This is a genomic window from Stutzerimonas sp. R40042 (assembly GCF_026642215.1).
Classification (GTDB): Bacteria; Pseudomonadota; Gammaproteobacteria; order Pseudomonadales; family Pseudomonadaceae; genus Stutzerimonas; species Stutzerimonas frequens.
Window position 1 is genome coordinate 1352127 of record NZ_CP113258.1, and the last position, 25753, is coordinate 1377879.

A 25753-nucleotide genomic window follows, 5' to 3' on the forward strand; every position below is an offset into this window, starting at 1 on the left:
GACCGGCGAGCCGGATTGGCCTGGGCTGCCGATCATGATTAGATTCTGCTCCAAAAGTAAAACATGATGCTACTTTCTATGCGGACTATTGTGGCAGCGCTAGGGCGTGATTGGATTTCGTGCTATTTTTATAGCATGGACAGAAATTCCAAGCACCAAGTAATCAAACGCCTGCAGGCGGGGCTTCCCCGCGGAGCACCGTTCGATCTGGCCACCCTGAGACAGTTCGGGGTGTCGCCCCAGCTCGCTGCCCACTACGCCGACGGGGGCTGGCTCGTGCGCCTGGCCCATGGCGTCTATGCATTCCCGAACGATGACTTTGGGGTCTACGGTGCGCTGAAGTTCCTGCAGCAGCGCGTGCCCGGCCTGCACATCGGCGGCAAGAGCGCCCTGGCCCTGCAGGGCGTGCGGCACAACCTGGGAAGCCGGGAGGCGCTGGTGCTGTGGGGCGACAACCGCTACGCGTTGCCGGGCTGGTTCACCTCGCGCTTCCCGGCCCGCTACGTCCATGCCCGCCTGTTCGACTGGCCAGACGCGGACGCGCCGCTGGCCGACAAGACCCTGACCACGCCGCCGGGCCTGCCTGATCACCTGCGGGCGGCGGTTCCCGAGCGCGCTGTGCTGGAACTGCTGTACGAGTCCGGCGTCAAGCAGAGCCTCGAAGAGGCCCGCAACATCTTTGATGGACTGCGTTCTCCCCGCAAGGACTTGCTCGGGCAACTGCTGTCCTGCTGCGCCAGCGTGAAGGCCGTGCGCCTGTTCCTCACCTGGGCGCGCGAGACCAGCCTCGTGGATGTCGATGCCCTGCTGGAGCAGTACCCGGTTCGCACCGGCAGTAACACGCGCTGGATGAGCCGGCTCGATGACGGCACCTTGCTGAGCCTGAGACCTCATGGATAAGACCTACGCGGACACCGTTCGCCTGCTGCTGGCCGTCGCGCCCGACGTGTTCGCCAACGACATCTTTGCCATGAAGGGCGGAACGGCCATCAACCTGTTCGTGCAGGACATGCCACGCCTGTCGGTGGACATCGACGTGGTGTACCTCCCGTGGCAGACGCCGCGCGACGAAGCGCTGCAAGCCATCAACCAGGAGCTGGCCGCCATCGCCACGCGCCTTGCACCACTGGGTGTGCAAACACGCCTGGTTCGCGCCAAGGCCCCGGGGGACACCAAGCTGATCGTCGAGAACGACGTAGGCCAAGTGAAGATCGAGGTCAATGTCGTGTTCCGTGGCAGCGTGCTGCCCGTCGAGCGGCGACCACTGAGCGCCAAGACCCGCGATCTGTTCGGCGTCGAGTTCGAGCTGCCGATCCTGGCGCCGGATGAACTGTACGCCAGCAAGCTGGTGGCTGCGCTGGATCGACAGCATCCGCGCGATCTGTTCGACGTGTGGCAGCTCTACGAATCAGGCGGCATCAGCGATGGCATGGTCGAGTGCTTCGTGGTCTACCTGGCCGGGCACAACCGGCCGCCCCACGAAGTGCTGTTCGGCAACGACAAGGACATCGCCGGCGAGTACGGACGAGCCTTTGTCGGTATGGCCGAAGTGGACTGCCCCTTGGACACGCTGCTGGACGCTCGCGCGCAGTTGCGACGCGAGTTGCAGCAACGGCTGACGCAGGCGCACAGGCGGTTCCTGAGCGGCCTGGTACGCGCAGAACCGGACTGGTCGCTGGTGCAATGCCAGCACGCCGCGCAACTGCCGGCACTGCGCTGGAAGCTCAACAACCTGGAGACCTTTCGCAAGAAGCGCCCCAAGGACTTCGCCGCGCAAGCCGCTGCGCTCGATGCCGGCCTGGGCCAGATCTGACGCGGCGGCAGCAGTATCCCCGCTTGCCGGGGGTTGCCCCATGCCGCATTGATTGCGGCACGCGACACACGCTGCCCCTATACCCAAAGGCTTCCGAAAAGGCCGCAAGGGCTGGGAAGGGGCAAGGGAATGGGGCCAAGGGGAAAGGCCCTACCCGAAAAGGCCAAAAGGCACCCCTGAGCAGTCCCTCATCCGAGGTTCGCCATGCTCTCGCTGTTTCGCAAACGGATGCTGCCGGCCTCCGGCGCACCATCCACTCCCTCCACCGAGACACCCAAAGGGCTGACGCGGCCCGAGTCGGCCGCATCGCTGCTGGCAACACCGCGCCGGCAGAAACTGCTGGAACACATCTGGCAGCGCACCTCGCTGTCGCGCCGGCAGTTCGCCACGCTGTACCTGGCACCGCTGGAACGCTACGCCGAACTGGTCCAACAGTTCCCTGCGTCCGAAAGCCACCACCACGCCTATCCGGGCGGCATGCTGGACCACGGCCTCGAAATCACGGCCTATGCGCTCAAGCTGCGGCAGTCGCACCTGCTGCCTGCCGGCGCCACACCGGAGGCACAGGCGGCCCAGGCCGAAGCCTGGACCGCAGGCACGGCCTACGCGGCCCTGCTGCACGACATCGGCAAGATTGCGGTCGATCTGCACGTCGAGCATGCTGACGGCAGCGTCTGGCATCCCTGGCACGGCCCGCTGCGCAAGCCCTACCGCTTCCGTTACCGAAAGGAGCGTGAGTACCGCCTGCACGGTGCCGCCACCGGGCTGCTCTATGCCCGCCTGCTCGATAGGGACATCTTCGACTGGCTCTGCGGCTATCCCGACCTCTGGGCCGCGCTGCTGTATGTGCTGGCCGGCCAGTACGAGCACGCCGGCACGCTCGGCGAACTCGTCGTGCAGGCCGACCAGGCATCGGTCGCCCAGGAACTCGGCGGTGATCCCAGCAAGGCGCTGGCGGCGCCCAAACACGCACTGCAACGCAAGCTGCTGGACGGCCTCCGCTACCTGCTCAAGGAAGAGTTCAAGTTGAACCAGGCCGGCCCGGCGGACGGCTGGCTGACCCAAGAGGCTTTGTGGCTGGTGAGCAAGACCGTCTCCGACAAGCTGCGCGCACACCTGCTGTCGCAGGGCATCGACGGCATTCCGTCGAGCAACACGGCCGTGTTCAACGTGCTGCAGGATCATGGCATCGCTCTGGCCACGCCGGACGGCAAGGCAATCTGGAAGGCTACCGTCACCAGCGACGCCGGCTGGTCGCACGCCTTCACCTTCCTGAAACTCTCGCCGGCGATGATCTGGGATGCCGCCGACCGGCCGGCGCCCTTCGCAGGCCGTGTGCAGGTCGAAGAGGAACAAGCGGAGCCGCAGGCGCCGGCGGTGGCTGATGTGCCGCGCGCGGAAGGCATCGATGCTGCACCCGCGAGCACGGCGCCGATTGCATCCGCAGCCACAGACCCGGGCGTGGCCGCGCTGCTCGACCTGCTGGGAGACACCACTCCACCCACAGCACCGGAGATCCCGAGTTGCCCTGTTGCCGAGCCCGAGCCGGCCCCTTTGACCGTGCCACCGCCGCCGATGAGCCTCGCGCCTGCCCCGGATCGCGCGGAGCCCTCCGGGGCGCACTTCATGGCCTGGCTGCGTCAGAGCATCCAGACGCGCAAGCTGATCATCAACGACGCCAAGGCTCTGGTGCATACCGTCGCCGGCACGGCCTACCTCGTCAGCCCCGGCGTGTTCCAGCGCTACGCGCAGGAGTATCTTCAAGTCGCAGCGCTGGCCAAGCAGGAGAAGCTGGAGGGGTGGCAGTGGGTGCAGAAGCGCTTCGAGAAGCTGGGGCAGCACCGCAAGCAGCCCAGTGGGCTGAACATCTGGACCTGCGAAGTCACGGGGCCGCGCAAGTCTCGCCGGCTGCACGGCTACCTGCTCGCCAGCCCGGATACGCTGTTCGAGGAGACGCCGCCAGACAACCCATACCTGCGGCTCCTCAACGAGGCCGCAAAGCGCGAAGATTCAGCCCTTGGGGGCAAGGACGACGATCAGGCGTAGGCATGCGACCGCTGCGCAGGCCGGCTTCAATTCGCGGATGGGGCTGACTCTGCCAGCTTGGCTTCGGTCATAGTCATCAACTGGGCGGAACTGCATTTCAGCGCACGGGCGATGGGTCATTCAGTTAGTGCTCGGCTCTGGTTCCGTGCGCCGATGCTGTTCGATGATGCCGCTGAGATCTGCCACGGCACTCTGTGTAAAATCAGACGTCTTTCGAACGCAATGGTGAATGAGCCCAAAGCTTCTGAAAATGCGTGGCTATACGTCATCCTCCAACCCCGGAAGTCGCGCGCCTTACGGTTATCGAGTACTTGCATGCATTGCATTCAGTATCCTTGATCCGTTCCAGCGCTGGCCGACTTCCACCAGCCGGGCTTCGTCGTGCCAGCGCTGCTGGGCCCGAACCTGAGAATCGGCCTGGCAGCTTCGTCCATCGACATTATGGGCTCGGCGGAGGCCAGCAAGGGTGGGGCGGCCGGCTCGCTGGAGGCCACCGCCCTGATCGAAGCGGCCAAGGTGGTGTTCTCGGCCACTCATTCGTGATTTCTGCAGCGATGGTCGGCGTGCTCGCGGTGGTGGTGTTCTTCATGCTCGGCGGGTACCGTCGGTGCTGGCAGGCCGGTTTCGGTCAAGCAGCGCGCCTTCAGTTCATCCGGCGTGCCGCCGCGGTCGAACAGTTCGATCTCGCCGCGTTCGGCCGCCATGACCTCGCGCAGGGCGCAAGTCGCGCTCTCGTCCACAGCATCGTTGGCGACCACCACGCCATAGCGGCTACGCCGTCGACGCTGATCAAGCCTTTGCGGATGTCGCTGAGCACCTTGGCCGGTTCACGCTGCAGCGGGTCACCCCAGCCGCCACCGCCCCAGGTGTCGAACAGCACCAGGTCGCCTGCCTTGACCTGAATATTGTCGCACTTGGCCGGCAGCATCTGCCGGGTGCCGTCGGCACGGATCAGCTCCTTGCGGCTGCTTTCGCCCGGTGCGCCGCCGTTGACGCCACGGTGCAGGCCGGCGCCGCAGGAGTCGGTGAGGGTTTCGTAGGTTTCGATGCGCAGCAGCGGGAGGTACGCCTCGACGAACTCGTTGGGCACGTTGGTGAAGCCCGGCCACAGCGAGTAACCGTCCGGGCCGTCGCCCACTGGCCGTCCCGGTAGGCCGCCGAAGCCGATCTGGAACAGCTGGAACAATTCGCCCTGCTGGTCGTAGCCCGAGTACATGAAGTGCGGCGAGTCGGAGAAGCCGGCGGCGTTCATCGCCTGCGGCGTACCCTGACCGAGCAGCCCGCCCATCAGGTCGTAGAAGCCGTCGTTGAGCAGGATCGCCGGGTCGAATAGGCTGATGGTCAGCGCGCCGAAGAATATCTTGAACATCTCCTCGTTGAGGTAGAAGTTGACCGAGGAGGGCGCCTGCGGGTCGGTGCCCTCGAAGTCGAAGATCGCCTTGTCGCCCTCGCGCCACAGCGCGCAGCGCAGGGTGTAGGGGCCGAGGCCGGCGCCGTCGTCGCAAAGGTAATCCCCCCGATGCGGTTATGTACGGAAAGCTAGGCTTCTATTACTTACGCGAATAGCCGATGTGCCGAGCGCGAAGACCTATCGATCTCGGACGAGGCCTAATGCGTTAATAGCGCACGTCCGGTTTGACGAGCGGGGTGTGGAAACGAAGCGCAAGCACCGCCCTGCATCCCGCCTCTACCGGGCAGCACCTGAACTAGAAGGCCAGGAAGTCGCGCCCTGGGCGCCATCCAAGCTGCCACTGGTGGTCAGTCTGTCGGGTTGGTGTCGGGGATCGCATTTATATGGCGAGTACGCCAAAAAAGTGCCGAAACGCATAGAGTCTAGGCTCAAGGCGGCCTGAAATCAGGCATTTTGAAGAGTCACGCCACGTCTGAATGCATGTGAAACGTCAAACGTGGCGGGTAGGGGCACTTGGAGCTGAATTTTCAACGGCCTCTTATTGTGCGGATGCGGAGAGCAAGCCTTCGGCCGTGAGGGCGGCCTGGACAGCTGGGCGAGCGGCCACACGGTTGAGATAGGTGCCCAGCCCAGGCCAGGCCGAGAGGTCGACGCCGACATATTTGTCCCAGCTGAGCACGGTGAAGAGATAGGCGTCCACCACAGTGAACTCCTCGCCCATGGCGTAGGGCTTGTCATCCAGCCGCCGGCTGACCTCTTCGATGCGGCTTGTGAGGTGGGACTTGATGAGGGCTTTCATTTCCTCCGGCAACTCCGGGTTGAACAGCGCGCCGAAGCGTTTGTGCAACTCCGTAGAAATGAAGTTGAGCCACTCCATCAGGCGGTAGCGTTCCAGCGTACCCGCAGCCGGCACGAGGCGTTTCTCTGGCACGAGATCGGCGAGATACTGCACGATGGCTGGGCCTTCAGTGAGCACCTGCCCCTCGTCGAGTTTCAAAGCCGGGACATACCCGTTGGCGTTGATGGTTTTGTAATCGGCACCAGTTTCGGTTTCAGCGCTTTGCAGATTGACTCGCTCAAGCTGAAAGTCGAAGTTGCCTTCACGTAGAATAATGTGGGGTGACAGGGAGCAGGCTCCAGGACTGTAATAAAGCTTCATGGTCTTTCCTTTAAGGTGTATTGCTCGAGTGTTAGTGTTATAAAGTAATATGCAACATCTAACAAGAAGGCACGCATGCCGCCTATCTTTAGCGGCAACGCCCTGCAAGTTGGTAGGTAGAGCTCGCGATTGTTCATGTGCCCTCGGCAGTGGTCGCTTGGGTAATATCCTTCCGCCGAACAGGCGTGCTGTTGGGCCATGAAACCAGCAGTACGCCCGCCAGTACCAGGCCGGCACCGGCCAGTTGCGCGAAGGAGACCGGCTCCGAGAGTAAATGCCAACCAAAGAAAATCGTGAGTATCGGGCCTAATGTACCTATCAGTACGGTGCGTGCGGCACCGATATTGCGAACTGCGGACGACTGCCAAAATACCGGCAGTATCGTCGAGAGCAGTGCCATCGCCGCAGCATACATATAGACCGGCGCGGGCTGAATCAAGGCGGAAAATGGCTGGGTGGCGAGGAAGTGCAGCTGCGTGGCGACGGTGGAAACTATGATCGCCAGCGCGGTGAAGCGCAGGGCGCCAAGGCGATGCACTGCGATCTCGGCCCCGGCGCTATAGAGCGCGTAGGATATCGCAGAGCCAAAGACGAAGGCCGCGCCGATCAGCACGGCGTTGCTATTTTCCGCCATATGCAAATCGTGGGCGAACGCCAATCCAATTCCGCCATAGGATAGCAACAACGCAGCCACTTGGCGTCTATCAAGATGTTTGCCCATGGCGAGGACGCCGATCAGTACGGTAATTGTCGGGTAGATTAGCAAAATCAAGCGCTCGAGCGCGGCGGAAATGTACTGCAGGCCGATAAAGTCGAGGATACTGGCACCGTAGTAGCCAAGCAGGCCCAGCGAGATCAGCAGGCCCCAGTCATTACGCGTAAGCGGCGGGTGAGAGCAGCGCAGCGAAAGGCTGATCCAGAGTGCGACCGGCAACGTAAAGGTCATGCGCAGGGTCAGCAGTGTGACCGCATCCACAGGAGCGGCGGCGTAGGCCAACTTGACGAAAATCGCCTTGACGGAAAAACCAAGGGCCGCAAGGATCGCCAGTGCGATGCCTAGTCGTTCGGTCGACCACATTTTCCACGGCATAGCTGATAAATTCCGGAGAGTTGGTCTTGAGTAGGGGGGTGTATATTAGGCCCATTCCCGATTTTTATAAACTGGGCGGCGGCAAAAGACTGAGAGTGAGTTTTGCAACGGTACTGACGCGTAATGGAGGATGGACGTAGGGTGGCTGCGCCCAAGAGGACTCGCCAAGGTGGAGTGATATCGCCATTGCTTGGCGAATATCTATCTTCACTACGTGCTGGATATCAGGGCAAGGTAGTGGCGCCAGCGGCATGCCCGTCGCGATGTGATTGTCGTGCGTTACGCGGACGACAGCGTGGCGGGTTTCAGGACGCAATGGCAGGCTCAGCAGTTCTGGCTTAGTTATAGGGAGGCCTGGCCAAGTTTAGCCTATCTCTCAACGCGGCGAAAACACGGCTGATTGAATTCGGTCGTTTTGCCATAGGCAAATGCCGGCGGCGAGGACTGGGCAAACCGGAGGCTTTTGACTTCCTGGGTGTTCACAGCACTGCTGCAGCACCAAAAGAGACGGCGATTTCCAAGTGCTGCGTCTGACAGTGAAGAAGCAAATGCGTGCGACGCTGCTGGCTATCCGGAGCGAACTACAACGTCGACGTCATGAGCCGGTCCGGGCTCAAGGGCAGTAGCTCAATCGGGTGGTTGGCGGCTATTTCAACTTCCGAGCGGTGCCGGGCAACCTGCTCCGCCTTGACGGTTTTCGGGCAGCTGTCTGCCGCCTATGGCGGCAAGCCCTCAAGTGGTGCAGCCAGCGTAACCGGTTCCAGTGGTCACGCCTTGGTCGTCTCGCAGGTATCTAAATACCGAAATACCGAAGCCCAGAACTGCACATCTCTATCCGGAGGAACGCTTCGCGTCACGGATCTGAGGCAGGAGCCGCATGCGGTAGCTCCGCGCGTACGGATCTGTGCGGGGGGGGCAGGTAACTGCTATCCCTACCGCGACCGAAAGAGGGTGCGGTTGTAGGTCAGGCGGCTCGGCACCGCCGGCTCGGCTGAAGTATCGCACAGCATCGCCTATACCAGCTGCCGGTTGATGAGCTTCCCTCGTTGCTAGCCAGGGCGCAAGCGGGCTGCGTAAGATCACTGTCGACCGTATTGATTGGCTTGGTTGTCTCCTGAATCAGAAAACAGGTCAAACATCAGTTGGCGCAACCACATATTGGCGAGGTCCTTGTGGTATTTTGCATGCCAGAACATGTTGATGGCGATTTCTGGCAGAGCGACTGGGTGCGGCAAGGCGCTCAGGCCGAAGGGCTCCACGCAGCTGTCGGCTAAACGTATCGGCACAGTGGCGAGCAGATCGGTGCGCTGGAGGATGTGGCCAACGGCGGTAAAGTGCGGCACTTCCAGACGAATGTCGCGCCGGATGCCGACCCGTGTCATGTACGTGTCCACCTCGCCGTGGCCGGTGTCAGCGGCGATGACACGCACGTGCCCGTAGGAACAGAAGCGCTCCAGAGTCAGGGGTTCGCGGGTGGCTGGATGGTCCTTACGACATAGGCACACGTAGTGATTCTGGAGCAGTCGGCGCTGGAAGAAGCCAGTTTGCAGATTGGGTAGCAGGCCCACGGCCAAGTCTACGGTGCCGTTCTGCAAGGCCTGCATCAGGCTCATCGAACTATCACGCACCGTACTGATCACGCAATTGGGGGCCTGGTGAGTAAGCGCATTCATCAGCCGCGGCATGAAGTAGATCTCGCCGATGTCGGTCATGCCCAGGGTGAAGGTACGGTCGCTGGTCAGCGGATCGAAGTGCTCATGGTGCTGTAGGGCTTCGCGCAGGGCGTGCATGGCCAATGCGACGGGCTCGGCCAAGTTCGCGGCGTAGGGTGTTGGTTCCATTCCCTGGTGTGTACGCACGAAGAGTGGATCCTGTAGCGAGGTGCGCAGGCGTTTCAGCGCATTGCTCACGGCAGGCTGGGTCAGGCCCAGGTTCTCCGCAGTGGTAGAGACGCGTCTATCGACCAGCAACTGGTTGAACACCACCAGCAGGTTTAAATCCAGGTCACGCAGTTCCATGGGGCCTCGCTTGGGTTATTGCTGGTGCCCGGCCAGCCAGCAGCAATATTCATGTTGATGATTTATTGTATATCGAGAGAGCTATTTATCAATATTGTTTGCGCAGTTATCTTGTCAACAAGTCATCGATAAATCTAATAGCTAGTATAAAAATGAAAAACAATAAACTTGGCTTGCGTATCGGTATCGTCGGCGGCGGAATTTCCGGCATTGCCTTAGCACTGGAACTCTGCCGCTACTCCCATCTACAGGTACAGCTGTTCGAGGCTGCGTCGGCTTTCGGTGAGGTCGGTGCTGGTGTGTCCTTTGGTCCCAACGCAGTGCGCGCCATTGTCGGTCTGGGCTTGGGCGAGGCCTACCTGCAGGTTGCAGACCGTACTTCGGTGCCTTGGGAGGACGTGTGGGTCGAATGGAGGCGCGGTAGCGATAACAGCTATCTAGGAGCCACCATTGCTCCGGGCGTGGGCCAGTCCTCGGTACACCGGGCGGATTTCATTGACGCCCTAGTAACTCACCTGCCAGATGGTATCGCTCAATTCAGGAAGCGCGCCGTCCATGTTGAGCAGCAGGGTGGCGAAGTGCAAGTGCTATTCGCCGACGGCACAGAGCACCGCTGCGACCTTCTTATCGGCGCCGACGGTATCAAGTCAGCGCTGCGTAGCCATGTGCTGGAATGTCAAGGACTCTCCCCGCAGGCGCCGCGCTTCACCGGCACCTGCGCCTATCGGGGGCTTGTCGACAGTCTGCGCCTGCGCGAAGCTTATCGGGCCCAGTGCATAGACGAACACTTGGTTGACGTGCCGCAGGTGTACTTGGGGCTCGACGGGCATATCCTTACTTTTCCGGTGAAGCAGGGCCGTCTCATCAATGTAGTGGCCTTCTTTTCCGACCGCAGCCAGCCTGATCCGACCTGGCCCGCAGATATGCCCTGGGTGCGCAACGCGAGCCAGCGCGAGATGCTTGATACCTTCACCGGTTGGGGTGCCGCCGCGCGAGTCCTGCTGGAGTGTATTCCGGCGCCAACCCTCTGGGCACTGCACGATCTGGCGGAGCTGCCAACTTACGTGTACCGGCGCGTCGCCCTGATCGGCGATGCAGCCCACGCCACGCTGCCGCATATGGGCGCGGGTGCTGGTCAGGGGATTGAGGACGCCTACTTCCTCGCCCGCCTGTTGGGCGATACCCAGGTCGATGCCGGCAACCTCGCCGAGCTGCTTGAAGCCTACGACGACCTGCGCCGCCCCCGTGCCTGTCGCGTGCAGCGAACCTCCTGGGAGACCGGCGAGTTATACGAGTTTCGCGACCCCGTCGTCGGTGCGAACGAGCAGCTGCTGGGGGAAAACCTGGCGACCCGCTTCGACTGGCTGTGGAACCACGATCTCGATACCGACTTGGCCGAGGCCCGTGCGCGCCTAGGTTGGGAGCGTGGTGGCCGGGTTGTGCTACGTCAAGGGTGACAACGTTGACATCGGTCGAGGGCTTGAGGGCAAATATAATTCTCGACGTTGGGCTATATAGTGCATAAGGCTTGCTTAGTGGGGCTGAGCGTAGGGTGGAATGCTACTGCGAGCTCCAGCCATCAAACCGGATGTCGTTGAGAAGCGCTGAGTTTTAACTACACGTCGAAGTTGGTCCAAGCATGGGCGACCACCGTGTCTGGCTTCAGTGCGTCGCTATCACAACGGCAGCCTAATATAGTTTTCCTTGCGTGCTGCGCCACAGAGCTCGCTGGAGGTGACAATGCACAACAATAACAAGATGCCTTGCTCGTTCTGTTCCACCGTCACCGTCAGTGCTCTGGTATTGGCCTTCAGCACTTCCCTGACAAGGTGGTTAAGGCGGCCGAACCGATCAGGATTGGTCTTTTGATGTCCTGCAGTGGCACCTTTGCAGTCCCCAGTGGAGCTACTCCGGTTCTGCTCGGGTTGAACGGAGGGAGATATGTCAGAGGTCTTTGAAATCACTGTGCAGCCTGGTGGGGAGCGCTTTTTCTGTCAGCCGCAGCAGTCAGCGTTGCGTGCAATGGAGACGCAGGGTAAGCACTGCTTACCCGTGGGCTGTCGCGGCGGCGGTTGTGGCTTGTGCAAGGTGAGGGTGCTTGCCGGTGACTACGAGTGCGGGCGCGTGAGCTGCAAGCACCTGCCAGTAGAAGCCCGCGAACAAGGCTACGCCTTGGCCTGCCGACTGTTTGCCCGCAGCGATCTATGTATCGAACGTTATTCAAAGCCGTGCAGTGAAAACACTGTCGACCAACAATAAAGATAATAGGTGATATCAATGAACAAAGGTGTAATGCGCCCCGGCCACGTGCAACTACGTGTACTGGACATGGTCAAGGCTTTGGAACACTATGTTGAGTTGCTGGGTCTGATCGAGATGGATCGTGACGACCAGGGCCGTGTCTATCTGAAGGCTTGGACTGAGGTTGACAAATTTTCCGTAGTGCTACGCGAAGCCGATGAGCCGGGTATGGATTTCATGGGTTTCAAGGTGATCGACGAAGAGTGCCTGTCCCGGCTGTCCCAGGACCTGATCGACTATGGCTGCCCGGTCGAGACCATTCCCGCCGGCGAACTCACGGGTTGCGGTCGGCGTGTGCGCTTCCAAGCCCCCTCCGGGCATCACTTCGAGTTGTATGCTGACAAGGAATACACTGGCAAGTGGGGTGTGAGTGAGGTCAATCCCGAGGCTTGGCCGCGCGATCTGAAAGGTATGGCGGCGGTGCGTTTCGATCATTGCCTGCTGTATGGCGACGAACTACAAGCCACCTATGAGCTGTTCACCAAGGTGCTCGGCTTCTATCTGGCCGAACAGGTGCTGGATGAGGATGGCACGCGCGTCGCCCAGTTCCTCAGCCTGTCGACCAAGGCCCACGACGTGGCCTTCATTCATCACCCTGAGAAGGGTCGCTTCCATCACGCCTCCTTCTACCTCGAAACCTGGGAAGACGTACTCCGCGCCGCCGACCTGATCTCTATGACCGACACCTCCATCGATATCGGTCCGACCCGCCATGGCCTTACCCATGGCAAGACCATTTATTTCTTCGACCCGTCTGGCAATCGGTGCGAAGTGTTTTGCGGCGGGAATTACAACTATCCGGATCATAAGCCGGTGACTTGGTTGGCCAAGGATGTGGGTAAGGCGATCTTCTACCATGACCGAGTGCTCAATGAACGATTCATGACCGTTATGACCTAAGGATGGTCTGAAAAAGTCCTCCTTCAAAAAATACAGCCAGCAACCATGCGGGTTGCTGGCGGCGATTTCGCGAAACAGGGGCTTTTTCAGAACTTCCCCAAATGCCTGGCTCGACTTATTGCAGAGATTACGCAGATGAAAGAAATCAAACACTTCATCAACGGCGAACACGTGGGTTCGGCCAGCGGCAAGCTGTTCGACAACGTCAACCCGGCCACCGGCCAGGTGATCGCCAAGGTCCACGAGGCTGGCGAGGCCGAGGTGAACGCTGCGGTCAAAGCGGCGCGCGCCGCACTGAAAGGTCCCTGGGGCAAGATGACCGTCGCCGAGCGCACGGAGATCCTGCATCGCGTCGCCGACGGCATCAACGCGCGCTTCGACGAATTCCTCGACGCCGAATGCCTGGACACCGGCAAGCCGAAGTCGCTGGCCAGCCATATCGACATTCCGCGTGGCGCGGCCAACTTCAAGGTCTTCGCCGACCTGATCAAGAACGTGCCCACCGAGGCCTTTGAGATGGCCACGCCGGACGGCACCGGCGCGCTGAACTACTCCGTGCGCCGGCCCAAGGGCGTGATCGGTGTGATCAGCCCGTGGAACCTGCCGCTCTTGCTGATGACCTGGAAGGTCGGCCCGGCCCTGGCCTGCGGCAACACCGTGGTGGTCAAGCCCTCCGAGGAGACCCCCACCACCACCGCCCTGCTCGGCGAGGTGATGAACGCCGCCGGCGTGCCGGCCGGCGTCTACAACGTGGTGCAGGGCTTTGGCGGTAATTCCGCCGGCGCCTTCCTGACCTCCCACCCCGACGTCGATGCGATCACCTTCACCGGTGAAACCGGCACCGGCGAAACCATCATGCGTGCCGCTGCCAAGGGTGTGCGCCAGGTGTCGCTGGAGCTGGGCGGCAAGAATGCCGGCATCGTCTTCGCCGACTGCGACATGGACAAGGCCATCGAGGGCACCCTGCGCTCGGCCTTCGCCAACTGCGGCCAGGTCTGCCTGGGGACCGAGCGCGTATATGTCGAGCGGCCGATCTTCGACGAGTTCGTTGCCCGCCTGAAGGCCGGCGCCGAGGCGCTGAAGATCGGCGAGCCGAACGACCCCGAGGCCAACTTCGGCTCACTGGTCAGCCACAAGCACCGCGAGAAGGTGCTCAGCTACTACCAGCAGGCCAAGGACGAAGGCGCGACCATCGTCACCGGCGGCGGCGTACCGGAAATGCCGGCACACCTGGCCGGCGGCGCCTGGGTGCAGCCGACGATCTGGACCGGTCTGCCGGACGATTCAGCGGTGGTTACCGAGGAAATCTTCGGACCCTGCTGCCATATCCGTCCGTTCGACAGCGAAGAAGAAGCCATCGAGCTGGCCAACAGCCTGCCCTACGGCCTGGCCTCGGCGATCTGGACCGAGAACACCTCGCGCGCCCACCGCGTCGCCGGGCAGATCGAGGCCGGCATCGTCTGGGTCAACAGCTGGTTCCTGCGCGACCTGCGCACCGCCTTCGGCGGCGCCAAGCAGTCGGGCATCGGCCGCGAAGGCGGGGTGCACTCGCTGGAGTTTTACACCGAGCTGAAGAACATCTGCGTAAAGCTCTGAGGAATCGGCCCATGAACGCACCCCAGCAGAGTCCGGAAATCGGCCGCGAAATCCTCGCCGCTGGCTACCGCACCAACCTGCATGACCAGGGCGAAGGCTTTCCGGTCCTGCTGATCCACGGCTCCGGCCCCGGTGTCACCGCCTGGGCCAACTGGCGCGGGATCATTCCGCAGCTGGCGCAGACGCGCCGGGTGATCGCACCGGACATGCTCGGCTTCGGCTACAGCGAGCGTCCGGCCGACGGCCAGTACAGCCAGCAGCGCTGGGTCGAGCATGCCATCGGTGTGCTCGACGCCCTCGGCATCGCCCAGGCCGACATCATCGGCAACTCGTTCGGCGGCGGCCTGGCGCTGGCACTGGCCATCCGCCACCCCGAGCGCGTGCGCCGGCTGGTGCTGATGGGCAGTGTCGGCGTCAGCTTCCCGATCACCGCGGGCCTGGAGACGGCCTGGGGCTACACGCCGTCGCTGGCCAACATGCGCAAGCTGCTCGACCTGTTCGCCCACGACCGCAACCTGGTCAACGACGAGCTGGCCGAACTGCGCTACCAGGCCAGCATTCGTCCGGGCTTTCAGGAATCGTTCGCCGCGATGTTTCCGCCGCCGCGGCAGAACGGCGTCGACGACCTGGCAAGCGCCGAGGCCGACATCCGCGTCCTGCGCCATGAAACCCTGGTCATCCACGGCCGCGAGGACCGGATCATCCCCCTCGAGGCATCGCTGACCCTGGCGCAGTGGATTCCCAACGCCCAACTGCACGTGTTCGGCCATTGCGGACACTGGACGCAGATCGAACACGCCGACCGTTTCGCCCGCCTGGTCGAGGATTTCCTCGCCGAGGCGGATCACGCGACTCCACATGAGAACCAGCCATGAACCAAGAACTGATCCAACAACTGGGCGACGAGCTCTACCAGGCGATGGTCCAGCGTGAAACCGTCACGCCGCTGACCAGCCGCGGCTTCGACATCACCGTCGAGGACGCCTACCACATCTCCCTGCGCATGCTGGAGCGGCGCCTCGCCGCCGGCGAGCGGGTGATCGGCAAGAAGATCGGCGTTACCAGCAAGGCCGTGCAGAACATGCTCGGCGTGCACCAGCCGGACTTCGGCTACCTCACCGACGCGATGGTCTACAACAGCGGCGAGGCGATGCCGATCAGCGAGAAGCTGATCCAGCCGCGCGCCGAAGGTGAGATCGCCTTCATCCTGAAAAAGGACCTGATGGGTCCAGGCGTGACCAATGCCGACGTGCTGGCCGCCACCGAATGCGTGATCCCCTGCTTCGAAGTGGTCGATTCGCGCATTCAGGACTGGAAGATCAAGATCCAGGACACCGTCGCGGACAACGCCTCCTGCGGGCTGTTCGTGCTCGGCGACCAGGCCGTGTCGCCGCGCCAGGTCGACCTGGTTACCTGCGGCATGGTGGTGGAAAAGAACGGCCAGCTGCTCTCCACCGGAGCCGGCGCGGCTGCGCTGGGCTCGCCGGTCAACTGCGTGGCCTGGCTGGCCAACACCCTCGGCCACTTCGGCATTGGCCTCAAGGCCGGCGAAGTGATCCTGTCCGGCTCGCTGGTTCCGCTGGAACCGGTCAAGGCCGGTGATTTCATGCGCGTCGATATCGGCGGCATCGGCAGCGCCAGCGTGCGCTTCATCTGATCGAGGACAGCCTGATGAGCAAGAAACTGAAAGCGGCGATTATCGGCCCGGGCAACATCGGCACGGATCTGGTGATGAAGATGCTGCGCTCCGAATGGATCGAGCCGGTCTGGATGGTCGGCATCGACCCCGAATCCGACGGCCTCAAGCGTGCCCGCGAGTTCGGCCTGAAGACCACCGCCGAGGGCGTCGACGGCCTGCTGCCGCACGTACTCGACGACGACATCCGCATCGCCTTCGATGCCACCAGCGCCTATGTGCATGCCGAGAACAGCCGCAAGCTCAACGAGCTGGGCGTGCTGATGGTCGATCTGACCCCGGCCGCCATCGGCCCGTACTGCGTGCCGCCGGTGAACCTCAAGCAGCACGTCGGCACGCTGGAAATGAACGTCAACATGGTCACCTGCGGTGGTCAGGCGACCATTCCGATGGTTGCCGCGGTGTCGCGCGTACAGCCGGTGGCCTACGGCGAAATCGTCGCCACGGTGTCCTCGCGCTCCATCGGTCCGGGCACGCGCAAGAACATCGACGAGTTCACCCGCACCACGGCCGGTGCCATCGAGCAGGTCGGCGGGGCGAAGGAAGGAAAGGCGATCATCGTCGTCAATCCGGCCGAGCCGCCGCTGATGATGCGCGACACCATCCACTGCCTCACCGAAACCGAGCCGGACCAGGACGCGATCACTGCGTCGGTCCACGCCATGATCGCGGAGGTGCAGAAGTACGTGCCCGGCTACCGGCTGAAGAACGGCCCGGTATTCGACGGCAACCGCGTCTCGATCTTCATGGAGGTCGAGGGCCTGGGCGACTACCTGCCCAAGTACGCCGGCAACCTCGACATCATGACAGCCGCAGCGCTGCGTACCGGCGAGATGTTCGCCGAGGAAATCGCCAGCGGCACCATTGAACTGCCACGTCGTGAAGCGGCACTGGCCTAAAGGAGTCGCACCATGAATCTGCAAGGCAAGAACGTCACCCTGCACGACATGAGCCTGCGCGACGGCATGCATGCCAAGCGCCATCAGATCAGCCTCGAGCAGATGATTGCGGTCGCCACCGGCCTCGACGCCGCCGGCATGCCGCTGATCGAGATCACCCACGGCGACGGCCTCGGTGGCCGGTCGATCAACTACGGCTTCCCCGCCCACAGCGACGAGCAATACCTGCGCGCGGTGATCCCGCGCCTGAAGCAGGCCAAGGTTTCCGCCCTGCTGCTGCCGGGCATCGGTACGGTAGATCACCTGAAGATGGCGCTCGACTGCGGCGTCTCGACCATCCGCGTGGCCACCCACTGCACCGAGGCCGACGTGTCGGAACAGCATATCGGCATGTCGCGCAAGCTGGGCGCCGACACTGTCGGCTTCCTGATGATGGCGCACATGATCAGCGCGGAAAAAGTGCTGGAGCAGGCGCGGCTGATGGAAAGCTACGGCGCGAACTGCATCTACTGCACCGACTCGGCCGGCTACATGCTGCCCGATGAAGTCAGCGAGAAGATCGGCCTGCTGCGCGCCGAGCTGAACCCGGCCACCGAGATCGGCTTCCACGGCCACCACAACATGGGCATGGCCATCGCCAACTCGCTGGCGGCCATCGAGGCCGGCGCCTCGCGCATCGACGGCTCGGTCGCAGGGCTAGGCGCGGGTGCCGGCAACACCCCGCTGGAAGTGTTCGTCGCCGTGTGCAAGCGCATGGGCGTGGAAACCGGCATCGACCTCTACAAGATCATGGATGTGGCCGAAGACCTCGTCGTGCCGATGATGGACCAGCCGATCCGCGTCGACCGCGATGCGCTGACCCTGGGCTATGCCGGCGTATACAGCTCATTCCTGCTGTTCGCTCAGCGCGCAGAGAAGAAATACGGCGTTCCGGCCCGCGACATCCTGGTCGAGCTGGGCCGTCGCGGCACCGTCGGTGGCCAGGAAGACATGATCGAAGACCTCGCCCTGGATATGTCCCGGGCCCGCCAGAACCAGAAGGTGAGCGCATGAACCGTACCCTGACCCGCGAGCAGGTGCTGGCCCTGGCCGAGCACGTGGAAAACGCCGAACTGCAGGCGCATGACATCCACAAGGTCACCAACGACTACCCGGAAATGACCTTCGCCGACGCCTACGACATCCAGTGGGAAATCCGCCGCCGCAAGGAGGCTCGCGGCAACAAGATCGTCGGTCTGAAGATGGGCCTGACGTCCTGGGCGAAGATGGCGCAGATGGGCGTCGAGACGCCGATCTACGGTTTCCTCGCCGACTACTTCAGCGTGCCGGACGGCGGCACGGTGGACTGCTCCAAGCTGATCCACCCGAAGATCGAGGCGGAAATCTCCGTGGTCACCAAGGCGCCGCTGCAAGGCCCGGGCTGCCATATCGGCGACGTGATCGCGGCGATCGACTACGTGATCCCCACTGTCGAGGTGATCGACTCGCGCTACGAGAACTTCAAGTTCGACCTGATCAGCGTGGTGGCCGACAACGCCTCCTCGACTCGTTTCATCACCGGCGGCCAGATGGCCAATCTGGAGGACGTCGACCTGCGCACCCTCGGTGTGGTGATGGAGAAGAACGGCGAGGTGGTGGAACTCGGCGCCGGTGCCGCGGTGCTCGGCCATCCGCTGTCCAGCGTGGCGATGCTGGCCAATCTGCTGGCCGAGCGCGGCGAGCACATCCCGGCCGGCACCTTCATCATGACCGGCGGGATCACCGCCGCGGTGTCGGTGGCGCCGGGCGACAACATCACCGTGCGCTACCAGGGGCTGGGCAGCGTCTCCGCGCGTTTCGTCTGAGCCAACCGGCCGCCCTGCCTGGGCGGCCTTCTTATTCAGGAGGCACAACATGCCCATTGCCCAGATCCATATCCTCGAAGGTCGCAACGACGAGCAGAAGGAAACCCTCATCCGTGAGGTCAGCGAGGCCATCTCGCGCTCGCTGGACGCACCGCTGGCCAGCGTACGGGTAATCATCACTGAAATGCCGAAAGGTCATTTCGGCATCGGCGGCGAGTCAGCCAGCAAGCTCAAGCGCTGAGGCCGGCATGATCGTCTCGACCCTCGAAACCAACCTCGACTGGCAGGCGGCGCTGCGCGCAATCCAGGCGGCGACCGATCACGCCAGCGTGCTCGGCATTCGTATTCACGTCGCAGTGGTGGATCGCGCCGGCCTCAATCTCGCGCTCCTGAGCATGAACGGCGCCTTCCTGCATTCGGCGGACATCGCTCGTGACAAGGCCTACACCGCGGCGAGCTTCGGCTTCCCTACCGGCCAGTGGCTGCAAGTGCTGGGCGATAACGAGCGTCTGCGCATCGGTATTCCGGCCCGCGAGCGGCTGGTGGTATTCGGCGGCGGGCTGCCCGTGCTGCTGGACGGCCAGCGCATCGGCGGGATCGGCGTTTCCGGCGGATCGGAGGAGCAAGACGAGGCCTGCGCCGAAGCGGGTCTGCGGGCGATGCTCGGCTGAGCCGGCCCGAGCCCGCAATCAGGACCAATAAAAGTGCTTGCCGGATCACACATCCGGCCTAGCAGTCGTACGGAATAGGATCACACTCATGCAGCAATTCACTATTCGCCCTCGATACTTAATGTTAGGGGTCCGTTGACGTTTAACGCTAACACATTGATAAAAACGTCAATCTCGCATTTAGAAGTTATCACACCGAAACAAAACCAAAACGAGTTTGCAATGCCTCGATTACTTCTCAGCGAAGAGATCTGGTCGAACCTAGAGAAACTCTTCTTCAGGAGTTTATCCATAACAAGCGTATTTACGTATGACGGTAGAGGGAATGCTGTACCACATGCGGGTCGGTTGTCCCTGGCGAGACCTGCTCAGGGCGTTCGGATGCTAGAGCACCGTCTATAAAAAGATTCAACGCCTGGTCAGCCGTCGGCAGGTGACTCAGAGTCTTCAAAGCGCTTGTGGTCGAGCCGCATCTGGAATTGGCCTTCATTGATGGCAGCTAATGCAAAAGCGCGCTAAGCAATGGCTCTGAAGCCATCGGTAAAGCCGAGCAGGTAACACCACGAAAATCCATTTGGCGGTGGATGCCTATGGTTTACCCAGTGAGTTTTAAATAACCGGTGCTGAGGTCAATGAATGCACAGCCGCACCGGAGCTGATGGCGATGCTACCTCATGCAGAAGTGATCGTCGCGGACAAGGGCTACACTACAACAGCGAGCGAATACGGGAGCAGATTGAGTCGAACGTAAGTCGGATGGTCATCCCGCGAAAAGCGCAACCCAGTCAAAGGGAGCGGTGATCTCGGTAGCGGGCTGTATAGGTATCGGTGTTTGGTGGAGAACGTTTTTGCTCGACTGAACATTATCGAGAAATGGCCTCGCAATTCGACAAGCTGAAAAGGAAGTACGAAAGTGTGGATGCCATGGGGTGTGCTGTCCTATGGCTACCAATGTGAAACGTCAACAGATAGTTAAAGAGATAATAATCATGAATGAAAAAGAAACCAATAAAATACGCCGCATTGCTGTGGTCGGTGGGGGTATCGGTGGCTTGACCTTTGCGATTGCGATGCGCCACCACGGTATCGACGTTGATATATACGAGCAAGCGGAGGAGTTGCGTGAGGTGGGTGCTGCGGTCGCATTATCCGCCAATGCCACGCGTTTTTATTATAACCACTGGGGTTTGGGCGAGGCGTTTGATGAGGCTGCGTTTGAAATTTCTGCTTTGATCTACCGCGACGGAAAGACTGGCCGTGAAATCGGCAGGCACGCCGGGGGGCAGGCGTATCGAGACCTTTTCGGTGGCCCCTATCTCGGCATCCACCGGGCCGAGTTGCAGCGGATCCTCTCCACGAAGGTGGGTATGGAACGCATCCACCTAAATAAACGCCTAGTAAATATCGATGATACTGGCGAACAGGTAGTGCTACATTTTAAGGATGGCAGCAAAGCGGAAGCCGATATCGTCATTGGTGCTGACGGGGTGCGTTCCAGCGTACGGAATTTGATGCTCGGCTATGAAGATTACATATACGCGGGGTACACGGCGTTTCGTGGGATTGTTCCAATCGATAAACTACCGAGCATGCCTGATCCGACCGCTATTCAATTCTGGATGGGTGAGTCCGGCCACTGTCTTCACTACCCGATCGGCGGAGATAAGAAAGGTGACATCAATTTCTTCCTTGTTGAACGTACCCCGACGACTTGGTCACTAAAACGATCGACCGCACCTACAGGCGACGGTGAGCATTTGCGCCTCTTCAAGGACTGGCATCCCGCTCTCCTTGAGATGATCGCTTCGAACACCCTGAAAACAGTCAATGAACGATGGGGCATGGTCTATCGCATGATCCTTGGCCGCTGGAGTAAAGGTCGGGTAACGCTGCTCGGTGATGCCGCACATTCCCTAGTACCGCACCATGGACAGGGTGCCAACCAGTCGATCGAGGATGCCGTGGTCCTTGCTGACTGCATTGCCGCTGCGGGTTCCGCGTCGATTGCAGAAACCTTTGAACGTTACGAGCGACTGCGTCGTGGCCGGGCGCGCAAAGTTGTGTATGCGTCCGTGACCACTGGCGATATGTTGCACTTGCCACCGGGTGAAGAGAGGGATCGGCGCGATGCACGTCTTGCATCTCATGATGCCATGGTGCATCACCTCGATTGGATCCACGGCTTCGATGCTAGCGATCTCAACGAGCCGGATGAACGCCAGGGCGGCACCTGGTTGTGATGCGGGCTTTCTACGTCACCTCGGAATGTAATTTACCGTAGAAGACCTGTGGTGCAATGCTACTCACCTAAGCGGAGCAGCATTGCGATTAACCGGGAAGCGAGTTGTGGAAATCTTTACCATCCTGGGTCTTGATGGCCTAAGCCTCTTGGGGCACCTCTAAAAACACTCATCCGGACTGAGCCAGGATTCGAAAGTGCAGCTCCTTGGCATCCGAACGCCGACTTGGGCGCTCGCAGAGCATCGTGAATGGCCGGTTGCATCACGCAACCGGTGCCCGGTTCAGGTCATTTCCAGCAGGCTCGACACTATGACGACGTTTATATGAGGTTCACTTGTGTTAGCCGTACCCGCTCATCCCTAGCTAATCTCCGCCTTGATGCTGGCAGATTCAGTCTGGCCTCGCGGTTCGACCTACCGAAATATCGGCGGTAACATTGTCCCAGAGCTTCAGACCCGGCTGTTACCGGCCACGCCTGTCTGGGTAGGGAACGAGTGGTGGAACAGTCGGTTCCGTCGGGCGTTAACCTGCGGAACAGAAACCCATGCGACTTTCGGGTCGCACTGCCGAAGTAATATTGGTTACCCTTCTTGGTCTGGTGCATCTCCGGGTCGCGTTTGCCGTCCTTGTTCTTGGTCGAACTCGGCACATTGATCAGCGTGGCATCGACGATGGTGCCTTGGCGCAGCGACAGGCCGCGATCTCCCAGGTAGCCATTGATCATGCCAAGGATACCGGCCGCCAACTCATGCTTCTCCAGCAGCCGGCGGAAATTGAGGATGGTGGTCTCGTCAGGAATGCGCTCCAAGCTCAACCCGGCGAACTGACGCAGGATGGTGGTCTCGTACAGCGCTTCTTCCATCGCCGGATCGCTGTAGCCGAACCAGTTTTGCATCAGATGTACGCGCAGCATCGCCATCAGCGGATAGGCGGGTCGGCCGCCTTCGCCCTTGGGGTAATGCGGCTCGATCAAGGCAATCAAACCCTTCCATGGCACAACCCGATCCATCTCGATCAGGAACAATTCCTTGCGGGTCTGCTTGCGCTTACCGGCGTACTCGGCGTCGGCGAAAGTGATCTGTTTCATCGGAAACTCGGGCGGGTGGAGAGTCTGGGCATTTTGCCAAATCAGGAAGTCTTCTTCAGAGTTTCCTTAATGAGCTTCCCCCGTTGCCAACCAATGTGCAAGCGGGCTGCGCAAGATCACTGCCGGTCGTATCGATTGCGGCACTCGGCTTGATCGAGCGTCTCTACGTGCTGTCACCGGACCGCCTATCGCGAAAGTACGCGCACCAGGTTCTTCTCATCGAGGAACTGTCGGCGTTCGGCGTCGAGGTCGTGATTCCTCAATCACGCCATCGGCGCGACCCCGGAAGAGGCGCTGTTGCTGCAGATGCAGGGCATGATCGCTGAATACGAGCGCGCCAAGATCATGGAGCGCAATCGTCGCGGCAAGCTTCATGGCGCGAAGCGCGGCAGTGTCAATGTGCTCTCGACGGCGCCCTATGGGTGATCTGGCAGGTCGCGGCACGCCGCAATACTTACAAAAAGCTTGGCAAGAGCAGCCCGCTCTACAAAGCCAAGCGCAAGGTCGAGAAGGCCAAGGCGCAGGTGCGGGCCAAGGTCGAGCACCCGTTTCGGGTGATCAAGCGCCAGTTTGGTTAGTAAGCGCTCCATAAACCCCATCTTCAAACGAACCGATAGCCAGACGATGCTGCGCTCCTGATTTCTTTTCAGGAGCAGCTGCCATGATGCGTCCCGACGCCAAGGTGCAGAAGGTCTATCTCTATCCCAAGCCTGTCGACTTTCGTAAATCCATCAACGGCCTGGCGGCACTCGTCGAGTTGGATATAAAGGTGGAAGTGTTCAACCCGGTACTGTTCGTGTTCCTCAATCGCAGCCGCAACCAGGTGAAGATCCTCTATTGGGAGCGTAATGGTTTCTGCCTGTGGCTCAAACGCCTAGAGGCCGAGCGCTTCAAGACCAAGCCCGATGCCGGCGATGAGCCCATCGAGCTGACGGTCGACGAATTGAACTGGCTGCTCGACGGCATCGACCTCTGGCGAAACCGCCCTCATCAAGTCCTGACGCCGCGTTACGTGGCCTGAGCCGGTATAATCCACGGCCATGATTGCCGTGCCCGATACCCTTCCTGACGATCCCGACGCGCTCAAACAGTTGCTGTCGCAAGTGTTGCTGGCACGTCAATCTGATCTGAACAAAATCAGTCAACTTCAGGAACAGGTCGCTCTGCTGCGCCACAAACTGTTCTCGCCGAAGTCAGAGCGCAGCCCCGAGGATGCGCGACTCGCCGCAGTTGGCCATGTTCAACGAGGCCGAAGAGCTGGTCGAAGAGGGTGCTTGCACTGACGAGCCAGGCGGTGATGGAGCTGAGGCAGAAGAGGTTATGGTGCCGCTCAAGCGCCGTGGCAAGCGCAAGCCGCTGCCGGCCAAGCTACCGCGTATTGACGTCATTCACGAACTGCCCGAGCACGCGCTGACCTGCGAGTGCGGCTGCCGCAAGCAGGCCATCGGCGAAGAAACCAGCGAGCAGCTGGAGATCATCCCGATGCAGGTGCGGGTGATCCGCCATATCCGCAAGACCTATGCCTGCAAGGCCTGCGAAGCGGCACCGGTCACCGCCGACAAGCCAGCCCAGCTGATCGAGAAAAGCCTGGCCAGCCCCAGCGTGCTGGCGATGCTGCTGGCCACCAAGTACGCCGACGGCATCCCGCTGTACCGCTTCGAGAGGATGCTCAGCCGGCACGGCATCGACATCTCTCGCCAGACCCTGGCGCGCTGGGTAATCCAGTGCGGCGAACAGCTGCAACCCGTGATCAACCTGATGCGCGACCGGCTGCTCGACTACCCGGTGCTGCACTGCGACGAAACCCGGCTGCAGGTACTGCATGAGCCGGGTCGTGACCCCACCACGCAATCCTGGATGTGGGTGCAAAGCGGTGGGCCACCCGACAAACCGGTGATCCTGTTCGACTACTCATCCAGCCGTGCGCAGGAAGTACCGCTGCGCCTGCTCGCAGGCTACCGCGGCTACCTGATGACTGACGACTATGCCGGCTACAACGCCGTGGCCGCACAAGAGGGCATCGAACGCCTGGCCTGCTGGGCGCATGCGCGACGCAAGTTCGTCGAAGCACAGAAGGTGCAGCCCAAGGGCAAGACCGGGCGCGCCGACATCGTGCTGAACCTGATCAATAAGCTTTACGGCATCGAGCGTGAGCTGAAAGAAGCCGACGACAGCGGGCGCCTCGCCGCCCGCCAGCAGCGCAGCCGACCGATCATCGACCAACTTAAGACCTGGCTGGACAAGACCCAACCACAGGTCGCCGGACAGACCGCCCTGGGCAAGGCGGTGAACTACCTGGCCAGCAACTGGAGCCGCTTGGTGCGCTACCTCGAAGGCGGCCACCTGCCAATCGACAACAACCGCGCCGAGAACGCCATCCGCCCGTTCGTCATCGGCCGCAAGAACTGGCTGTTCAGCGACACCCCGAAAGGCGCCAGGGCCAGCGCGCAGATCTACAGCCTGATCGAAACCGCCAAGGCCAACGGCCAGGAACCTTACGCCTGGCTGCGCCACATCCTCGAACGCCTGCCGACCGCCAGCAGCGTAGACGACTGCGAAGCACTGCTGCCATGGAACTGCTCGCCAGCAACTGCATCCTGACTTGCGAACCTTGTTAGCGGTAGGTGGGTTTATGGAGCGCTTACGTCGCGGCACGCCGCAGCACTTACAAGAAGCTTGGCAAGAGCAGCCCGCTCTACAAAGCCAAGCGCAAGGTCGAGAAGGCCAAGGCGCAGGTGCGGGCGAAGGTCGAGCACCCGTTTCGGGTGATCAAGCGCCAGTTTGGTTACACCAAAGTTCGCTTTCGAGGGCTGGTGAAGAACACGGCGCAGTTGGTGACGCTGTTCGCCCTGTCGAACCTGTGGATGGCGCGCCGACATTTACTGGCGAATACAGGAGAGGTGCGCCTGTAATGCGGGAAATGGCCGCCGCGAGGTGCTCGCGGCGGCTAAAAATCCAGAAAGAATGGATGATTCGATCGT

The 25753-nt window shown here is 61.3% G+C and carries 22 protein-coding genes and 5 pseudogenes; 22 read left to right on the top strand and 5 right to left on the bottom strand.

Features of this window, described 5'->3' with window-relative positions; translation table 11 throughout:
• Window positions 1–135 precede the first annotated feature (135 nt).
• From OUY36_RS06375 to OUY36_RS06390, 4 genes are all read left to right on the top strand, one after another.
• Window positions 136–900, top strand: a complete 765-nt coding sequence (locus OUY36_RS06375; RefSeq protein WP_267937293.1) for a type IV toxin-antitoxin system AbiEi family antitoxin domain-containing protein — start codon at window positions 136–138, stop codon at window positions 898–900.
• Entirely contained in the window at window positions 893–1813 is a 921-nt protein-coding gene (locus OUY36_RS06380) for a nucleotidyl transferase AbiEii/AbiGii toxin family protein (RefSeq protein ID WP_104098550.1), read from the top strand. The genes OUY36_RS06375 and OUY36_RS06380 overlap by 8 nt, the downstream gene beginning before the upstream one ends.
• A 204-nt stretch (window positions 1814–2017) precedes the next feature.
• Window positions 2018–3859: a MobH family relaxase gene (mobH, locus tag OUY36_RS06385; RefSeq protein ID WP_061341174.1), complete on the top strand. Its 1842-nt coding sequence runs from the start codon at window positions 2018–2020 to the stop codon at window positions 3857–3859.
• Between the two features lie 381 nt (window positions 3860–4240).
• Window positions 4241–4402: a hypothetical protein gene (locus tag OUY36_RS06390; protein WP_241833433.1), complete on the top strand. Its 162-nt coding sequence runs from the start codon at window positions 4241–4243 to the stop codon at window positions 4400–4402.
• A gap of 100 nt (window positions 4403–4502) precedes the next feature.
• On the opposite strand, the gene OUY36_RS06395 is transcribed toward OUY36_RS06390, so the two are convergent.
• The 4 genes from OUY36_RS06395 to nahR all read right to left on the bottom strand — a co-directional run bounded on the left by OUY36_RS06395 (window position 4503) and on the right by nahR (window position 9537).
• Window positions 4503–5330, bottom strand: coding sequence for a hydantoinase B/oxoprolinase family protein (locus tag OUY36_RS06395; RefSeq protein ID WP_326491929.1), 828 nt, complete (start codon window positions 5328–5330; stop codon window positions 4503–4505).
• Between the two features lie 478 nt (window positions 5331–5808).
• The gene (gene gstA, locus OUY36_RS06400) at window positions 5809–6429 is read right to left on the bottom strand and encodes a glutathione transferase GstA (RefSeq protein ID WP_061341172.1); all 621 of its coding nucleotides are present in this window, start codon (window positions 6427–6429) and stop codon (window positions 5809–5811) included.
• 133 nt (window positions 6430–6562) lie between these two features.
• Complete coding sequence (locus OUY36_RS06405) at window positions 6563–7519, bottom strand: DMT family transporter (protein WP_083675061.1); 957 nt, start codon at window positions 7517–7519, stop codon at window positions 6563–6565.
• Between the two features lie 1079 nt (window positions 7520–8598).
• On the bottom strand, window positions 8599–9537 hold the full coding sequence (nahR, locus tag OUY36_RS06410; RefSeq protein ID WP_267937294.1) for an HTH-type transcriptional activator NahR: 939 nt from the start codon (window positions 9535–9537) through the stop codon (window positions 8599–8601).
• Window positions 9538–9689: 152 nt separating this feature from the next.
• Here nahR and salA point away from each other — a divergent pair, with 152 nt between their 5' ends.
• The 13 genes and pseudogenes from salA to OUY36_RS06475 all read left to right on the top strand — a co-directional run bounded on the left by salA (window position 9690) and on the right by OUY36_RS06475 (window position 21684).
• Window positions 9690–10994 (top strand): salicylate 1-monooxygenase, encoded by a 1305-nt coding sequence (salA, locus tag OUY36_RS06415; RefSeq protein ID WP_267938105.1) that lies wholly within the window; start codon window positions 9690–9692, stop codon window positions 10992–10994.
• Between the two features lie 484 nt (window positions 10995–11478).
• Window positions 11479–11796 carry a 2Fe-2S iron-sulfur cluster-binding protein gene (locus tag OUY36_RS06420; RefSeq protein ID WP_076342822.1) on the top strand — a complete coding sequence of 106 codons (318 nt, stop codon included), beginning with the start codon at window positions 11479–11481 and terminating at the stop codon, window positions 11794–11796.
• A gap of 18 nt (window positions 11797–11814) precedes the next feature.
• A complete protein-coding gene (locus OUY36_RS06425; protein WP_061340930.1) occupies window positions 11815–12738 on the top strand; it encodes a catechol 2,3-dioxygenase in 924 nt (307 codons plus the stop codon).
• Between the two features lie 135 nt (window positions 12739–12873).
• The gene (locus OUY36_RS06430) at window positions 12874–14334 is read left to right on the top strand and encodes a 2-hydroxymuconic semialdehyde dehydrogenase (RefSeq protein WP_061340929.1); all 1461 of its coding nucleotides are present in this window, start codon (window positions 12874–12876) and stop codon (window positions 14332–14334) included.
• Between the two features lie 11 nt (window positions 14335–14345).
• Window positions 14346–15209, top strand: coding sequence for an alpha/beta fold hydrolase (locus OUY36_RS06435; RefSeq protein WP_061340928.1), 864 nt, complete (start codon window positions 14346–14348; stop codon window positions 15207–15209).
• Entirely contained in the window at window positions 15206–15991 is a 786-nt protein-coding gene (gene dmpE, locus OUY36_RS06440) for a 2-oxopent-4-enoate hydratase (protein ID WP_061340927.1), read from the top strand. Before OUY36_RS06435 ends, dmpE begins: the two co-directional genes overlap by 4 nt.
• Before the next feature lie 14 nt (window positions 15992–16005).
• A complete protein-coding gene (locus OUY36_RS06445) occupies window positions 16006–16929 on the top strand; it encodes an acetaldehyde dehydrogenase (acetylating) (protein ID WP_061340926.1) in 924 nt (307 codons plus the stop codon).
• A 12-nt stretch (window positions 16930–16941) separates the two neighbouring features.
• Window positions 16942–17982, top strand: coding sequence for a 4-hydroxy-2-oxovalerate aldolase (gene dmpG, locus OUY36_RS06450; protein ID WP_267937295.1), 1041 nt, complete (start codon window positions 16942–16944; stop codon window positions 17980–17982).
• Complete coding sequence (gene dmpH, locus OUY36_RS06455) at window positions 17979–18773, top strand: 2-oxo-3-hexenedioate decarboxylase (protein WP_267937296.1); 795 nt, start codon at window positions 17979–17981, stop codon at window positions 18771–18773. The genes dmpG and dmpH overlap by 4 nt, the downstream gene beginning before the upstream one ends.
• Window positions 18774–18822: 49 nt before the next feature.
• On the top strand, window positions 18823–19014 hold the full coding sequence (locus OUY36_RS06460; protein ID WP_267937297.1) for a 4-oxalocrotonate tautomerase: 192 nt from the start codon (window positions 18823–18825) through the stop codon (window positions 19012–19014).
• Between the two features lie 7 nt (window positions 19015–19021).
• Window positions 19022–19444, top strand: a complete 423-nt coding sequence (locus tag OUY36_RS06465; RefSeq protein ID WP_241833480.1) for a GlcG/HbpS family heme-binding protein — start codon at window positions 19022–19024, stop codon at window positions 19442–19444.
• Between the two features lie 222 nt (window positions 19445–19666).
• Window positions 19667–20401, top strand: a pseudogene (locus tag OUY36_RS06470) (IS5 family transposase).
• A 32-nt stretch (window positions 20402–20433) separates the two neighbouring features.
• On the top strand, window positions 20434–21684 hold the full coding sequence (locus tag OUY36_RS06475; protein WP_061340924.1) for an FAD-dependent monooxygenase: 1251 nt from the start codon (window positions 20434–20436) through the stop codon (window positions 21682–21684).
• Window positions 21685–22250: 566 nt separating this feature from the next.
• Here the strand turns inward: OUY36_RS06475 and OUY36_RS06480 are convergent.
• Window positions 22251–22772, bottom strand: a pseudogene (locus OUY36_RS06480) (IS5 family transposase); the annotation flags it as partial.
• A gap of 315 nt (window positions 22773–23087) precedes the next feature.
• Here OUY36_RS06480 and OUY36_RS06485 point away from each other — a divergent pair.
• From OUY36_RS06485 to OUY36_RS06505, 5 genes and pseudogenes are all read left to right on the top strand, one after another.
• Window positions 23088–23198 carry a recombinase family protein gene (locus OUY36_RS06485; protein ID WP_238537205.1) on the top strand — a complete coding sequence of 37 codons (111 nt, stop codon included), beginning with the start codon at window positions 23088–23090 and terminating at the stop codon, window positions 23196–23198.
• A pseudogene (locus OUY36_RS06490) lies at window positions 23195–23347 on the top strand (transposase); the annotation flags it as partial. The gene OUY36_RS06485 and the pseudogene OUY36_RS06490, both read left to right, overlap by 4 nt.
• A gap of 86 nt (window positions 23348–23433) precedes the next feature.
• Window positions 23434–23793, top strand: a complete 360-nt coding sequence (gene tnpB / locus OUY36_RS06495) for an IS66 family insertion sequence element accessory protein TnpB (RefSeq protein WP_003292067.1) — start codon at window positions 23434–23436, stop codon at window positions 23791–23793.
• 19 nt (window positions 23794–23812) lie between these two features.
• A pseudogene (gene tnpC, locus OUY36_RS06500) lies at window positions 23813–25373 on the top strand (IS66 family transposase).
• A gap of 44 nt (window positions 25374–25417) precedes the next feature.
• A pseudogene (locus OUY36_RS06505) lies at window positions 25418–25684 on the top strand (transposase); the annotation flags it as partial.
• Window positions 25685–25753: the final 69 nt, after the last annotated feature.